A 14,529-nucleotide genomic window follows, 5' to 3' on the forward strand; every position below is an offset into this window, starting at 1 on the left:
GTGCCACTTTTCGGTTGATCATGGCCGTACTCTGACGGCAGCCGCTAGTGTTGGCCGCGTCGAGGGCCCCGTTCCACTTGCCGGCCCGATCGTGCTGCTCGTGACCATTGATCCATGCAGGCCTGCCATTGGGCTTCCAACGGGGAATGAAGTCAAGGAGGTTGGGTGCCCGCGCACAGAAAAGCCGCCTCGGGGCAGCCGTCCACTGCTCTCGGGACCGGCCGGACACCATCCCTGCTGGACCGCTGGCCTTTCCGCCGGAAACTGAATGTTCTGGTGATCGTGCCGCTCGCCGTCATCTCCGTGATGCTCGCCTATGTCGTGTCCGGCGAAATGGGCAAGGCCCGGTCCGCCGCCGACACCGCCCAACTCGTGCGCGACAGCGCGCAGGTGACGAAACTCATCGACGCCGTGCAGACCGAGCACCGGCAGGCGCTCCTGGTCTCCCTGCGCTACGAGGCCGCCGGTTCGGGCAAGTCCGCACCGGACACCGCCGAGTATCTGGCCGCGCAGGACCAGGTGGGCGCCCGTATCGAAGCGGTCAGGTCCGCGTACGGCGACCGGCTGCCCGACGGCGAGGCCGCCGCGCTCAAGGAGCTCGAAGGCCTCGACAGCCTGCGCAAGACCATCGAGCAGGGTCCCATCCCCGCCGACAACATCGACCCCGCCTACGGATCGGTGATCGAGGGGCTCATCGACGGACTCGGTCTCGGCCGCTCCGGCAGCGAGTCCTCCGCGTCCGCGGGCAATCTGCTCGACGCGCTGCTGCGCGCCGACACCGCCCACGCCTCCTTCGAGACCAGCGTCTTCGCCGCCCGTACCCGCGACTCCAACGCGCTCATCGAGTTCACCGGCGCGGTCGGCGACTACGACCAGTACACCTACCAGGCCGAGCGGTTCACCCGGTTCGCCGGCCCGGAGCAGGGCACCGACCTCGCCGAGATCGAGCACAGCCCGTACCAGAGCGTCATCACCCAGCACTGGGCCGCGCTCCAGGTCGACACCGGAGCCCTGGTCGCCGAGAACGCGACCCAGCTGCGGGCCGCGCTCGACGAGGCGCTGCGCGCCGGACCCACCTACGAGCGGCAGGCCGAGAACCGGCTGAAGATCGTGCAGTCGCTGATCGCCGGGATCGCGGGCAACGCCCAGTCCGCGTCGAACGCCGCCTGGTGGCGGGTGGTCTGGCTGGTCGCGGGAATCCTGGCCGCCTTCGCCGCCTGGCTGCTGTTCTCCGTGCTGACCCGGCGCTCCGTCGTCCGTACCGTGCGCACCCTCACGGCGGCGGCCCAGCACGTGGCGGGCGCCGCCAAGAACGAACTCGCCCGCGTCGCGGACGACGACGCCGACGACGCGAGCCCGCCACGGCTCGAGGCCGTGCCCGTGCCGGTGCGCGACGAGATCGGCGAACTGGCCGAAGCCTTCAACCAGGTTCAGGTCACCGCGAGCGCCCTGCTGGAACGCCAGGTCGTCAGCCGGCGCAACATCGCCGAGATGTTCGGCAACGTGGGCCGCCGCGTCAGCAATCTGACGGCACGTCAACTCGCGCTGATCGACTCGGTGGAGCGCGGGGAGACCGACCCCGAGGTGCTCGACCGGCTCTACCGCATCGACCACATCGCCGTGCGTCTCCAGCGCAACGCCGACAGCCTCATGCTGCTCGCCGGGATCAGCGAGACCGGTCTCAACACCGAGCCGATGAGGCTCAGCAACATCGTCCGTGCCGCGCTCGGCCAGATCGAGGGCTATCAGCGTGTCACCCCGCACGCCGAGGGCGATGTCATCGTCGTCCCCGACATCGTCGGCGACCTGACCCTGATGCTCGCCGAACTCCTCGAGAACGCCGTGATGTTCTCCCCGGCGACCAGCGGCGTCGAGGTCGTCCTGCGGCCCCGTCACCAGGGCGGCGGGGCACTCGTCGAGATCATCGACCACGGGCTCGGCATGAGCCCCGAGCGGCTGGACCAGGAGAACGCCCGGCTGATCCGGCGCGAGCGCCTCGACCTGGCGCCGACGGAGGTCCTCGGCCTGTTCGTGGTCGGCGGTCTGTCCCGGCGCTGGGGCATCGAGGTCGCCCTGTCCCGTACCCCCGGAGGCGGGGTCACCGCCACCGTCGCGGTGCCCGCGGTCCATCTCGTGTCCCGTGACCAGGGCCGTGCCGCCGAGCGGGCTCCGCGCATCGAGCCGCCGGTGCGCCGCCCCGGCCCGAGCGAGCCGCGCAAGGCGCGGGTCGAGGCGCCGCCCGGACCCGCGGGTCTGCCCCGCAGGGTGCCCTCGTGGTCACGGACCGCCGAGTCCCCCGGCCACGCCCGCCGTTCGGAGACGAGCGACACGGGCACGGAGCGCGCGACGACGCACGGCGGTGCCCGGCCCGGAAGCGGGGCCGAACCGGCGCCCACCGGTCCGGCGCGGTCCGGCGACGCCGGTCCGCTGCGCCGCCGGGTGCGCGGGGCGACCCTGTCGGCCGCCACCGCGTCGAGCCGGCTGCCCCGGCCCGCGACCGAACCTCCCGCCCACCGCAGGCCGCCCTCCTGGCAGCCCACGGACGCCGAGGCCGCGCGCTCCGAGATCGACGAGTTCGAGGCCGCCGTCCTGCGGGCCGAACGCGAGAGCGCCGCCGAGGACCACACGACAGCGGTGACCCGGCCGGGCGGCGGAGCCCGCGGACCGGCCGGCACCGACCCCCAGAGCAGAAGACCCTCTTCCCCGGAAGGCATGAGCACGTGACCATGTGGACAGGCGGGCCCGAGTCCCGGACAGCGGAACCCGCGGCGGACGTGAAGACCGCCGCGGCCGACTTCAACTGGCTGCTCAACCGGTTCGCCACCGAGACGGCCGGGGTCGTCGACGTGATCGGTGTCTCCTCCGACGGACTGCTCATCGCGGTCTCCCAGCAGCGCGGCCAGGCCGACTCCGAGCGGCTCGCGGCGATCGTCTCGGGTATCACCAGCCTCGCCATGGGGGCCTCCGGCAACTACGGTCTCGGCGGCCTCAACAAGGTCATCATCGACCTGGAGGAAGGGCACGTGCTGGTGTCCGCGCTCGGTGCCGGAGCGGTGCTCGGCGTGGTCGCCTCGAAGGAGGCGAAGCTCGGCAACATCGCTTACGAGATGACCCTGTTCGCCAACCGGGCCGGTGCGGTGCTCAGTCCGCAACTGGTGATGGAACTCAAGAGAACCGTGGGCATCGCACCGACCCGCTGATGTCCGACGGCGTGTCACATGACCGGTGACACGCGGTGAGTTGAAGGGGGAGGACGTGATGACGTCCGGCGAGCCATTGGCCGGCGGTGACGCCGAGTGGGGGGTGGAGCGCCCCGCTTCGGTCGTCCGGCCGTTCCTGCTGACCGCGGGGCGGATCGCCGGCGGGGACAGTCTCGTACCGCCCATTCCGATCGAGACACAGGTGGTGGCGACCGATGCGGGACTGGCGACGCTGGACCGTTTCGTGTTCGACCAGCACCGCGACATCATCTCGGTCTGCCGCGAGCCGCAGTCGCTCGCGGAGATCGCCGCGAGACTCCGGATGCACTTGAACGTGGTCCGGGTTCTCGCCGACGATCTGCGCGCCGACGGCCAACTGGCCCTGTACGCGCCGCAGGCCCGCTCCAACCGCGATGTCACTGTTCTGCGAAGGGTGATCGATGGTCTCAGAGCTGTCCCCGACTCCCGGGGCGCGATCCGTGAGGGATGACGACGGGCGTCCCCGGCCTCCGCTGCCGGTGAAAATGGTGATCGCGGGCGGCTTCGGCGTGGGCAAGACCACGACGGTGGGGGCGATCTCCGAGATCGAGCCGCTGACCACCGAGGCGTCCATCACCTCGGTCGCCGCCGGTGTCGACGACCTCAGTCACACCCCGGAGAAGGTGACGACGACCGTCGCCATGGACTTCGGCTGCGTCACCCTCGACCCGACGCTGAAGCTCTACCTGTTCGGCACCCCCGGCCAGGAGCGGTTCGGGTTCATGTGGGACGACCTCGTCGAGGGCGCGCTGGGCGGACTCGTCATCGTCGACACCCGGCGCCTGGACGACTGCTACGCGGCCGTCGACTACTTCGAGCACCGCGAGATCCCCTTCGCGGTGGCCGTCAACGCCTTCGACGGCAAGGTCGAACACGATCTGGACGACGTACGGTGGGCCCTCGACGTGGCCGACCACGTGCCGCTGACCGTGTTCGACGCACGCGACCGGGGCTCCGTGCGGGACGCCCTCCTCGTCGTCCTCGAACACGCCCTGGCCAGGGCCGAGGCCGGGACGCAGTCCCGGGAGAAGGGGTGAGGAACCCCGCCCGGCGGGGCTGAGGAACAAGGACGGGGACGGCCGGAGCCGTCCCCGTCGGATCGTTCGCGCGCGTGGTCTACGCGGCCCGGCGCCTGCGTACTCCCGGGGAGACCGCCACCCGGCCCACCGTCCAGAACAGGATGAGGACGAGCAGCGCGAGCACGGCCGTCAGGGCGGCTCCGCCGACCACCTTCTCGTAGTCGTGCTGGTAGAGGCCGTCCAGGATGTACCGGCCGACCCCGCCGAGGGACACATAGGCCGCGATCGTGGCCGTCGAGACGATCTGGACCGTCGCCGAGCGCAGCCCGCTGAGGATCAGCGGCAGTGCCGCCGGGACCTCGACCTGGAAGAGGATCCGTATCTCGGGCATGCCCATGCCGCGGGCGGCGTCGACGGGGGAGGGGTCCACGGCGCGGATCGCCTCGTACGTGGTGATGAGGACCGGCGGGATCGCCAGCACGACGAGCGGGATCATCACCGGCACGATGCCGAGGCCGAGCCAGACGAACATCAGGACCAGGAGTCCGAAGGTCGGCAGCGCCCGTGCCCCGGCGGACACGAAGGCCAGCGCGTTGCCGCCGCGCCCGGTGTGCCCGGTGACCAGACCGATCGGCAGCCCGATGAGCGAGGCGATCGCGAGGGCCACGGCCGTGTACTGGACGTGCTCCCACACGCGCTGCGGGATGCCGTCGTAGCCGTGCCAGTGCGAGCCGTCGTTGAAGAAGGACTGCATGAAGTTCAGTACGTTCACGAGACGCCCTCCGGCGTGCGGGCGACGGCGTCCGCGGCGGTGACGGCGGAGCGCCCGGCGCCGCCGGACGGCGGCTGCCAGGGGGTGAGGACCCGCCGCAGCAGGACCAGCAGGGCGTCGATCACGATCGCGAGCACGGCGGTGGTGACCACCGCGGTCACCGCGAGCCGGGGGAGACTGTACAACTGCGCGTAGGTCAGCAGGTTTCCGAACGCCCCTTGGTTGCCGATCAGCGCGCCGACGCTGACCAGGCTGATGCTGGAGGCGACGGCCACGCGCAGTCCGGCCATGATCGCCGGTACGGCGATGGGCAGTTGGACCTGGAAGTAGCGGCGCACCAGGCCGATGCCCATGGCCGAGGCGGCGGCGTTCGTCTCCTCGGAGACCGAGCGGACCCCGTCGACCACCGCAGGGACGAGCACGACCAGGCTGTAGAGGCAGAGCGGGATCATCACCGTCAGCCGGCTCAGCCCGGTGTAGTCGATGAGCACCACGAAGAAGGCGATGGAGGGAATGGCGTAGAGCACCGTCGAGGTCCACAGCACCGGCGCGTAGAGCCAGTCGTAGTGGACGCACAGCAGCCCGATCGGCAGGGCGAGCAGCAGTCCGGCCAGCACGGGGACGAGCGCCTCCTGGAGATGGAGGACGATCAGTTCGCCGTAGCCGTGCTGGATGGAGCTCGGGATGTCGAAGAACCCGTTCATCGCCCGGCCTTCACCGTCGGCGCGTCCTGCGGGGCGTCCGCCGCCCGCCGCCGGGCGGACCGGATGGCCGCGGCCACCGTCTCCTGCCCGGCGACCCCGAGGACCGTGCCGGAGGCGTCGACGCCGACCGCCCGGCCGTTCGGTGCCAGCACCGTACGGTCCAGGGCCACGCGCAGCGAGTCACGGCCCACCTCGAAACTGGGGCCGTACGGTTCCAGGGCCTCGGTCCGTCCGTCCCAGCTGCCGGGGTCGGCCCAGCCGAGCGGCTTGCCGCCGGCGTCGGTGACCAGCACGGGCGCTCCCTCGGGCGCGCGACCGGCGATCTCCCGCCAGTCCGAGCCGACGGGGAAGACCCGGGAGCGGTCGAGTTCGAGATCGCGTGTGGACAGGAACGACAGACCGCGGATGCCACGGTCGGAGCCGAGGAACTCCTCGACGAACGGGTCGGCGGGCGCCGAGAGGATCTCGTCCGGCGCCGCGAACTGGGCGAGCTTGCCGCCGGTGCGCAGGACGGCGATGCGGTCGCCGATGGTGATGGCCTCGTCCATGTCGTGGGTGACGAACACGATGGCCTTGCCCAGTTCGCCCTGGATGCGCAGCAACTCCTCCTGGAGTCCACGGCGTACGACGGGGTCGACCGCGGAGAACGGCTCGTCCATGAGCAGGATGGGCGGGTCCGCCGCCAACGCGCGCGCGACACCCACTCGTTGCTGCTGGCCGCCGGAGAGCTGGTAGGGATAACGGCGGGCCATGGCCGGGTCGAGGCCGACCCGCTCCATCAGTTCCGCCGCGCGCTCCCGGGCGCGCTGCTTCGACCAGCCGAGCAGCCGGGGCACCGTGGCGATGTTGTCGACGATCGTCCGGTGCTGGAAGAGACCGGCGTTCTGGATGACGTAACCCATCGAGCGCCGGAGGGCGTTGACGGGGCGGGCGCGGATGTCCTCGCCGTCGACGCGGATCGTGCCGCTGCTCGGCTCGATCATCCGGTTGATCATGCGGAGTGTGGTGGTCTTGCCGCAGCCCGAAGGTCCGACGAGAACGGTGATGGAGTGGTCCGGTATCTGGAGGGACAGGCGATCGACGGCCACCGTGCCGTCGGCGTATCGCTTGCTGACATCTTCGATGGCTATCAAGCGTCGAAACCCTTCGGGAACGGCCTTGCCCGCGCGTGGCGCGATCATGTGCACGAGGCTGCGTAGTCTAGTCAGTCGATGTTCGTTCCCGGCCATGACAGATCGTGAATGTCGTGCGTACGTCCCCTATTTCTGGCCGCGCCCGGGCCGTTCGGTACGGGAGCCTTCGCTGTCGAGGCGCTCACCGCGCAGGATCCGCAGATGGAGCGCGGCCCAGGTGCGCAGCGGCCGCCACTTCTCCGAGATCTCGGTCAACTCGCGCCCGGGTCCGTACTGTTCGGCGATCTCCGCGGTGAGCCTGCGCTCCTGGGCGGGCAGGACGTCGGGGTGGTTGGCCCCCCGGATCACGACGAGTTCGCCGGCGAAGGCGCCAAGTCCCTTGACCCGCCGCACCTGCCGCATCGCCTCCTCCGCGTCCAGGGACCGCAGCCGGGCTCCGTCGAGGACTCCGTCGAGCGCGGCCCGCGCGACATCGTGCAGGTATTCGGTCTTGCGCCAGGGCAGTTCGGCGTCCATGCGGAGCAGGTCCCCGGGCGCGGGGAACGCGCCGCCGGTGCCGTACGCGGAGACGAGGTCCGCGCGCATCCGGCGGGCGGCCGGCATCCCGGTGCGCTGGGTCAGCACCGCCCAGCAGGCGGCCTCGTACGGAGAGTGGAAACCGCACGGCCGAAGTCCCGGCCTGCGTGCCTGGATCCGGCCGATCACCGGGTCGCGGTCGCCGACCCCGGGCCAGCCGCGGGCGTCGACGTCCAGGGACAGGAAGCGGAGCACCTGTTCCGCGGCGGCGTCCAGATCGCCGTCCCCCGTGACCGTGACCCGGGCGGTGGACCCGCTCTGTGTCACTTCCGCGCGGATCGGCCGCCAGTCGGCGTCGGCGTGGAAGACGGTGCGCAGCGCCGTCCCGGCGCCTCCGGTCCTGGCAGGGGGCACGGGTGCCATCTCCTCCCAGAACGCCCTGCTGTTCTCCAGGGACCAGGGACCTGCCACCTCGGACTCGACCGTGTGCCGTGTCATGCCGGACCTCCCGCTCGGGACACGTTCACCGTGTCGGTGAGCACCACTCTGGAGGCGATACCTGACAGTTCCTGTCAACTATTCCGAGGGTTCCGCGGTTCGTTCGTCCAGCGGTCCCCAGGGGCCCGCACGGCGGGTCGGTCAGCCCTCGGAACCCGCGCCGACCAGTTCCCGCGACGGCACGCGCTCGTGGCGCTCGCGGTTCTCCGGGGTCCGCTCGACGGGCGCCTGCCCGCCCTGGTGCCACAGCCACAGGATGTCGCGGCCGAAGGACCACACGAGCAGGGCCAGCGCCGTCAGCACGGCCGCCGCCTCCACGTCGTACGGCAGCAGTCCCGAGCCCGCGACCAGCAGGATGACGCCCTGGAGGGCCGCGACCGTCTTGCGCGCCATGCTCGGGGGCAGCTCGCCGTTCAGCCACGGGAGGACCCGGGCGGCGGCGACGAAGGCGTACCGCATGGTGCCGATCAGCAGCACCCACGGGCCGAGCGACATCCCGACGTACACGCTCAGCACGAGGATCAGGAACGCGTCCACCTCCATGTCGAAGCGCGCGCCCAGCGCCGAGGACGTGCCCGTGCGCCGGGCGACCTTGCCGTCGACGCCGTCCAGGATCAGGGCGACCGCGGTCAGACCGACCAGCAGACTCACCGGCGGCGAGCTCTCGAAGGAGTCCGCGACCAGCGCGGTGACTCCGCCCACCAGGATCGCGCGGCCGAGCGTCACCCGGTTGGCGGGGCCGAAGGAGCGGGGCCGTGTGCGCCGCAGCGCGCGGGTGAGCACCGCCCAGGTGGCGAACGCGAACACGAGACCGGTCAGCCAGCCGGCCGGCCCCATCCCGATCGCCGTGCCCAGCAGGGCCAGCACCAGGAGCTGCACGCCGGCTCCCACCATGGTCTCCTGCTGGGGGAGCCTCGCGCCGTACATGTTGTTCAGGGCCACCGCAGTTCCTCCGGCCGAATGACAGATTCGATCATCGCCGCGTACCGTGTGCGCGACTTGTCACTGCTCCGTACGTGAAGATCTGCGGAATCGTTCAGGGGGACGCTCATGGAACTCACAGCTCGCGCCTTCTGGCTCGCTTCCCCGGGCCACGGAGAGCTCCGTGACGTCACCCTCGACAAGCCCGCGGAGGGCGAGGTCCTGGTCCGTACGCTCTACTCCGGAGTCAGCAGGGGCACCGAGACCCTCGTGTTCCGCGGGGGAGTCCCGGAGAACCAGTACGCCTCGATGCGCGCCCCGTTCCAGGAGGGCGACTTCCCCGCGCCGGTGAAGTACGGCTATCTGAGTGTCGGCCGGGTGGAGGAAGGACCGGAGCAGCTGCTCGGCCGGACGGTCTTCTGCCTCTATCCGCACCAGACGCGGTACGTCGTCCCGGTGAGCGCCGTGACCGTCGTACCCGAGTCGGTGCCCGCCTCCCGCGCCATCCTCGCCGGCACCGTCGAGACCGCCGTGAACGCCCTGTGGGACGCCGCCCCGCTGATCGGCGACCGGATCGCCGTGGTCGGCGGCGGCATGGTCGGCTGCTCGGTCGCCGCCCTGCTGGCCCGCTTCCCCGGGGTCCGTGTTCAGCTCGTGGACGCCGACCCGGCGCGCGCCGCCGTCGCCCACGCGCTCGGCGTCGACTTCGCGCTCCCCGAGGACGCCGAGGGCGAACGCGACCTCGTCGTGCACGCCAGCGCCACCGAGGCCGGACTGAACCTCGCCCTCGGCCTCTCGGCCCACGAGGGGACCGTCATCGAGCTGAGCTGGTACGGGGACCGCCGTGTCGCCCTGCCGCTGGGAGAGGCGTTCCATTCGCGCCGGCTGACCCTGCGCAGCAGCCAGGTGGGTTCCGTCTCCCCCTCCGCCCGGGCCGGAAGGACGTACGCGGACCGGCTGGCCCTGGCCCTCGAACTTCTGGCCGAACCGGCCTTCGACGCCCTGATCACGGGCGAGTGCTCCTTCGGCGAACTCCCCGAGGTGATGGGGCAACTGGCCTCCGGATCACTGCCCGCCCTGTGCCACAGGGTCGCCTACGAAGAGGTTTGAGCCGACGAGAACCGGCCTGACCTCTACGGACTCCGAAGAAAGGGCAACACGCGGCTGAACAAGGTGAACCGGGCAGCCGTACTACACGACGTGATCCCGGCAGGGGATCAGACGCACCGCACCTGGAGGGTCGTCCGTTGTTCAGCATCACCGTCCGCGATCACCTGATGATCGCCCACAGCTTCCGTGGCGAGGTCTTCGGACCCGCGCAGCGTCTGCACGGGGCGACGTTCCTGGTGGACGCCACCTTCCGCCGCCCCGAGCTGGACGACGACAACATCGTCGTCGACATCGGACTGGCCACGCAGGAGCTCGGCGCCGTCGTGAGCGAGTTGAACTACCGCAATCTCGACAGCGAGCCGGACTTCAAGGACACCAACACCTCGACCGAGTTCCTGGCGAAGGTCATCGCCGACCGGCTCGCCGACCGGGTGCACGCCGGGGCCCTCGGCGAAGGCGCCCGCGGCCTCACCGGCATCACCGTCACCCTCCACGAGTCGCACATCGCCTGGGCGAGTTACGAGCGTGGCCTGTGACCGACGTGACCCTCGACAAGGCGTCCCCCGCGTCCGGCCGCGCCGCCGGACCGGGCGCCCTGAACTACGTTCCCGTGCAGAACGCGGCTCTCAAGAACGCCGAGATCATCCCCATGTCCCTGCGCACCGTGCACTTCGTCATGCCGGGCGGTGTCGACGACCCGGCCACGCCCAGCGGGGGCAACGCCTACGACCGCAGGCTCTGCCTGGACCTGCCCGGCTTCGGCTGGCAGGTCGAACGGCACGTCCTGGACGGCCGGTGGCCCCGCCCCGACGCGGCCGCCCGCACGGAACTCGCCCGGACCCTGGCCGACCTGCCCGACGGCACGGTCGTCCTCCTCGACGGGATCGTCGCCTGCGGAGTCCCCGAGATCGTCGCCCCCGAGGCCGACCGGCTGCGTCTCGTCGTCCTCGTCCACCTGCCGCTCGGCGACGAGACGGGACTCGAGCCCGCCGTGGCCGCCGAGCTGGACGCCCTGGAACGTACGACCCTGCGGGCCGTGTCCGCCGTCGTGGCCACCAGCGAATGGGCCGTCCGCCGGCTCGTCGCCCACCACGGCCTCGCCCCCGACCGGGTCCACGCCGCCGCCCCCGGTGCCGACATCGCCCCGCTCGCCTCCGGAACCGACGGTGTCTCGAGGCTGCTGTGCGTCGCCGCGGTGACCCCGCGCAAGGGGCAGCACCGGCTCATCGAGGCCCTCGCCACCGTCACCGACCTGCCCTGGAGCTGCGTCTGCGTCGGCGGACTCGGCCAGGACCCCGCCTACGTCGACCATCTGCGCACCCTGATCGCCCGGCACGGCCTCGGCGACCGGCTGCACCTCGCCGGACCCCAGGCCGGTGCCGAACTCGACGCCAGCTACGCCTCCGCCGACCTGATGGTCCTCACCTCGTACGCGGAGACCTACGGCATGGCCGTGACCGAGGCCCTGGCCCGGGGCATCCCGGTGCTGGCCACGGACGTCGGCGGTGTCCCCGAGGCCGTCGGGCGCGCCCCCGACGGCGGAGTGCCCGGCATCCTCGTCCCCCCGGAGGACCCGGCGGCCCTCGCCGCCGAGCTGCGCGGCTGGTTCGGCGAGGCCGACGTGCGCCGTCGGCTGAAGGCCGCCGCCCGCGGACGGCGCGCCGCGCTCGACGGATGGGCGACCACCGCGCGCAGCCTGGCAGGCGTGCTCGGCCGGCTGCCCCAGGAACCCCGGAGGGCGGCGTGAGCACCGCGACGACTCCCACCAGCGGGCCCGACTCCGGTGCCCCGGAGGCGAAGGCCACGAGCGGGCCGGACTCCGGCCCGCCCGAGGAGAAGGTGAGGACGGGCGTGCCCGGTCAGCGAGTCGGGGACCCTGACACCGAAGAGGTCCGCTACGCACCCCAGTGGCTCCAGCTGCGCGAACCCGCGGACGCGGCCGCGCGCGCGGCCGACCTGCTCGACCCGCTCCGCATCCGCCTGGCCAACCGGCCCGGGCGCGGCGACCTGGCCATCCACGACCTGGGCTGCGGCACCGGCTCCATGGGCCGCTGGCTGGCGCCCCGGCTCGACGGCGCACAGCACTGGATCCTGCACGACCGGGACCCCTACCTCCTGCACTTCGCCACCGTCGGGGCCCCCAAGGCCGCGGCCGACGGCAGCCACGTCGGGGTCACCACCCAGCGCGGTGACATCGGGCGGCTGACGGCGGACGCCCTGGCCGGTGCCTCCCTGGTGACCGCGTCGGCGCTGCTCGACGTGCTCACCGCCGAGGAGATCGACCGGCTCGCGGCGGCCTGCGCGGGCGCGGGCGTGCCCGCCCTGCTCACGCTGTCGGTCGCCGGCCGCGTCGAAATCGGCCCGGCCGACCCGCTGGACGCCGAGATCGCCGAGGCGTTCAACGCCCACCAGCGGCGCGGCGACCTGCTCGGCCCGGACGCCGTCACCGCCGCCTGCGAGGCATTCGCCCGCTACGACGCGACCGTACGGGTGCACCCGAGCCCCTGGCGGCTCGGCCCCGACGAGGCCGCCCTCACCGCCGAGTGGCTGCGCGGCTGGGTCGGCGCCGCCGTGGAGGAGCACCCCGAACTGGCGGAACGCGCGGAGGCCTATCTGGAGTCCCGCCTGGCGGCCTGCGCGGCGGGTGAACTGCGGGTCGTCGTCCACCACAGCGATGTGCTCGCGCTGCCCCACCCCGCCGGGGGTGCGGCGTGAGCGCGGGCCTGGAGACACTGGATCCCTCCGCCGCCCCGGCGGCCGTGACCCCGGACCTCGACGGCCCGCCCCCGAACAACCCCGCGGAGTCCGGCGCGCAGGCGCCGGGTCCCGCCCCGGCCGGGGACTCCGCGAGCCCCGCGGCCGATGGAGCCTCCCGCGCCCGGCGCGTGTCCGGCCGGGTCCGCAAGCACCTCGGCACCGCCGCCGGCGTCCTGATTCTCGGAGTGCTGCTCTGGCGCCTGGGTACCGGGGTGTTCGTGGACGGGCTACGGCGGATCGACGGGACCACGCTCACGGCGGCCATCGCCATCGGGCTGCTCACCACGGTGTTCAGCGCCTGGCGCTGGTGCCTGGTGGCACGCGAGCTGCGCATCGAACTCCGGCTGGGCGCGGCCGTCGCGGACTACTACCGCGCGCTGTTCCTGAACGCCGCGCTGCCCGGCGGGGTCCTCGGAGACGTGCACCGGGCCGTGCGGCACGGGCAGAGTGCCGGTGACATCGGCCGGGGCGTGCGCTCGGTGGTGCTCGAACGCACCTCGGGGCAGGCCGTGTTGCTGGCGTTCGGCGCGGTGGTGCTGCTCACCCAGCCGTCACCCGTGCTCGCCCAGGCCCGGGAGGCCGCGCTGGTCCTCGTGATCGTCGCGGTGTGCGCCGCGACGGCGTTCGCCGTCGTCCGCCGGCGGCGGGGATCCTCGGGCACCGGACGGTACCGGGCGGTCCGCGGCGCGCTCGTCGAGGCGCGGGGCGCCCTGCTGGCCCGGCGCGCCTGGCCCGGCGTGGCGCTCTCGTCGGTCCTGGTGCTCGCCGGGCATCTGGCGATGTTCGTGCTCGCCGCCCGGGCCGCCGGATCGGCCGCGTCCGTCGCCGTGCTGACGCCGCTGGCCCTGCTGGCCCTGCTGGCCATGGGGCTGCCGCTGAACGTCGGCGGCTGGGGCCCCCGCGAGGGCGCCACCGCCTGGGCCTTCGGCGCGGCCGGGCTCGGCGCAGGCACGGGCCTGACCGTCGCGGTGATCTACGGAGTGCTCAGCTTCGCGGCGGCCCTGCCCGGCGCCGTGGTCCTGGTCGTGCGATGGGGCGCCGCGCTCCGGCGCTCCCGCGAGGAGAGCGCGGGAGGGGCTGATCAGTGCAGCGACTCGGACGTCACCAGGGAGAAATACGCTCCGAAGGCCTCGGTCAGCCCGGCCAGGAGTTCCTTCCCCTTCTCGGCGGCGGCCATCGAGGGACGGCCGATGACCCCGGACTCGGTGTAGGCCGACATGCCGAGGGTGAGCAGATGCCGGCGGTCGTCGGCGACGAAATCGGAGGTCTCATAACCGTCTTTGACGCATTCCGGATGGGCATGCAGGAGAATGGACGTCTCGATTTCTCCGGCGTGCATATCGGTGAGCAACGACGTCTGCACACCGGCCCGTTCACAGGCGCCTTCCCAGTCCTCCACGGCCGGGAAAAGCGCCATGCGTGTACCGGTGCCCGCGGATTCCTGGACCACATTGCCCAGGACGTAATTCCCGCCGTGCCCGTTGACCACGACCAGGGTGTCGACACCGGATCGCCGCAACGAAGCGGCGATGTCCCGGACGACGGCGTACAGCGTCACGGAGGAAATGCTCACGGTACCCGGCCAGTCGGCGTGCTCGTGCGAGCAGGAGATCGTCACCGGAGGAAGAAGATGCACCGGATAGGCGGCCGCGATCTCCCGCGCGATGGCGCACGCCACCAGTGTGTCGGTCGTCAGGGGCAGGTACGCGCCGTGCTGTTCGAGGCTGCCGACGGGAAGGACGGCGACCTGACGGGCGACACCGGACCCCCGCTCGCGGACATCCTCCGTGGTGTCCAGTGACAGCACACCCGACGCCATCACGCGTGTTCCCGAACTACTCATCTTTCACGGCCCTTTCG

The 14,529-nt window shown here is 72.1% G+C and carries 14 protein-coding genes and 1 pseudogene; 9 read left to right on the top strand and 6 right to left on the bottom strand.

Annotated features, from left to right (window positions below; all coding sequences use genetic code 11):
* The first annotated feature begins 165 nt into the window (after positions 1–165).
* From WJM95_RS27545 to WJM95_RS27560, 4 genes are read left to right on the top strand one after another with little or no spacing between them, the layout of a single operon-like run.
* On the top strand, positions 166–2,724 hold the full coding sequence (locus tag WJM95_RS27545) for an ATP-binding protein (protein ID WP_339132493.1): 2,559 nt from the start codon (positions 166–168) through the stop codon (positions 2,722–2,724).
* Between the two features lie 2 nt (positions 2,725–2,726).
* On the top strand, positions 2,727–3,200 hold the full coding sequence (locus WJM95_RS27550) for a roadblock/LC7 domain-containing protein (RefSeq protein ID WP_339135886.1): 474 nt from the start codon (positions 2,727–2,729) through the stop codon (positions 3,198–3,200).
* Positions 3,201–3,258: 58 nt separating this feature from the next.
* Positions 3,259–3,690 (top strand): DUF742 domain-containing protein, encoded by a 432-nt coding sequence (locus tag WJM95_RS27555; protein ID WP_339132494.1) that lies wholly within the window; start codon positions 3,259–3,261, stop codon positions 3,688–3,690.
* 34 nt (positions 3,691–3,724) lie between these two features.
* Entirely contained in the window at positions 3,725–4,276 is a 552-nt protein-coding gene (locus WJM95_RS27560) for an ATP/GTP-binding protein (RefSeq protein WP_339135888.1), read from the top strand.
* Positions 4,277–4,355: 79 nt separating this feature from the next.
* On the opposite strand, the gene WJM95_RS27565 is transcribed toward WJM95_RS27560, so the two are convergent.
* The 5 genes from WJM95_RS27565 to WJM95_RS27585 all read right to left on the bottom strand — a co-directional run bounded on the left by WJM95_RS27565 (position 4,356) and on the right by WJM95_RS27585 (position 8,823).
* The gene (locus WJM95_RS27565; protein WP_339132495.1) at positions 4,356–5,030 is read right to left on the bottom strand and encodes an ABC transporter permease; all 675 of its coding nucleotides are present in this window, start codon (positions 5,028–5,030) and stop codon (positions 4,356–4,358) included.
* Complete coding sequence (locus WJM95_RS27570; RefSeq protein ID WP_339132496.1) at positions 5,027–5,734, bottom strand: ABC transporter permease subunit; 708 nt, start codon at positions 5,732–5,734, stop codon at positions 5,027–5,029. The genes WJM95_RS27565 and WJM95_RS27570 overlap by 4 nt, the downstream gene beginning before the upstream one ends.
* Positions 5,731–6,867: an ABC transporter ATP-binding protein gene (locus WJM95_RS27575; RefSeq protein ID WP_339132497.1), complete on the bottom strand. Its 1,137-nt coding sequence runs from the start codon at positions 6,865–6,867 to the stop codon at positions 5,731–5,733. Before WJM95_RS27575 ends, WJM95_RS27570 begins: the two co-directional genes overlap by 4 nt.
* 126 nt (positions 6,868–6,993) lie before the next feature.
* Positions 6,994–7,881: a DNA-3-methyladenine glycosylase 2 family protein gene (locus WJM95_RS27580; protein ID WP_339132498.1), complete on the bottom strand. Its 888-nt coding sequence runs from the start codon at positions 7,879–7,881 to the stop codon at positions 6,994–6,996.
* Positions 7,882–8,022: 141 nt separating this feature from the next.
* Positions 8,023–8,823 (bottom strand): CDP-alcohol phosphatidyltransferase family protein, encoded by an 801-nt coding sequence (locus tag WJM95_RS27585; RefSeq protein WP_339132499.1) that lies wholly within the window; start codon positions 8,821–8,823, stop codon positions 8,023–8,025.
* A 108-nt stretch (positions 8,824–8,931) separates the two neighbouring features.
* On the opposite strand from WJM95_RS27585, the gene WJM95_RS27590 reads away from it, so the two are divergent.
* From WJM95_RS27590 to WJM95_RS27610, 5 genes and pseudogenes are all read left to right on the top strand, one after another.
* Positions 8,932–9,912, top strand: coding sequence for a zinc-binding alcohol dehydrogenase (locus tag WJM95_RS27590; protein WP_339132500.1), 981 nt, complete (start codon positions 8,932–8,934; stop codon positions 9,910–9,912).
* Between the two features lie 137 nt (positions 9,913–10,049).
* Positions 10,050–10,448, top strand: coding sequence for a 6-carboxytetrahydropterin synthase (locus tag WJM95_RS27595; RefSeq protein WP_339132501.1), 399 nt, complete (start codon positions 10,050–10,052; stop codon positions 10,446–10,448).
* Positions 10,445–11,659, top strand: a complete 1,215-nt coding sequence (locus WJM95_RS27600; RefSeq protein WP_339132502.1) for a glycosyltransferase family 4 protein — start codon at positions 10,445–10,447, stop codon at positions 11,657–11,659. The genes WJM95_RS27595 and WJM95_RS27600 overlap by 4 nt, the downstream gene beginning before the upstream one ends.
* Positions 11,656–12,627: a class I SAM-dependent methyltransferase gene (locus WJM95_RS27605; protein WP_339132503.1), complete on the top strand. Its 972-nt coding sequence runs from the start codon at positions 11,656–11,658 to the stop codon at positions 12,625–12,627. Before WJM95_RS27600 ends, WJM95_RS27605 begins: the two co-directional genes overlap by 4 nt.
* Before the next feature lie 260 nt (positions 12,628–12,887).
* Positions 12,888–13,613: pseudogene (locus WJM95_RS27610) on the top strand (lysylphosphatidylglycerol synthase transmembrane domain-containing protein); the annotation flags it as partial.
* Between the two features lie 137 nt (positions 13,614–13,750).
* Here WJM95_RS27610 and WJM95_RS27615 read toward each other — a convergent pair.
* Positions 13,751–14,512, bottom strand: coding sequence for a creatininase family protein (locus tag WJM95_RS27615; RefSeq protein WP_339132504.1), 762 nt, complete (start codon positions 14,510–14,512; stop codon positions 13,751–13,753).
* Between the last annotated feature and the right edge of the window lie 17 nt (positions 14,513–14,529).

The sequence above is a fragment of the Streptomyces sp. f51 genome, from assembly GCF_037940415.1.
In the GTDB taxonomy this organism is placed as follows: domain Bacteria; phylum Actinomycetota; class Actinomycetes; order Streptomycetales; family Streptomycetaceae; genus Streptomyces.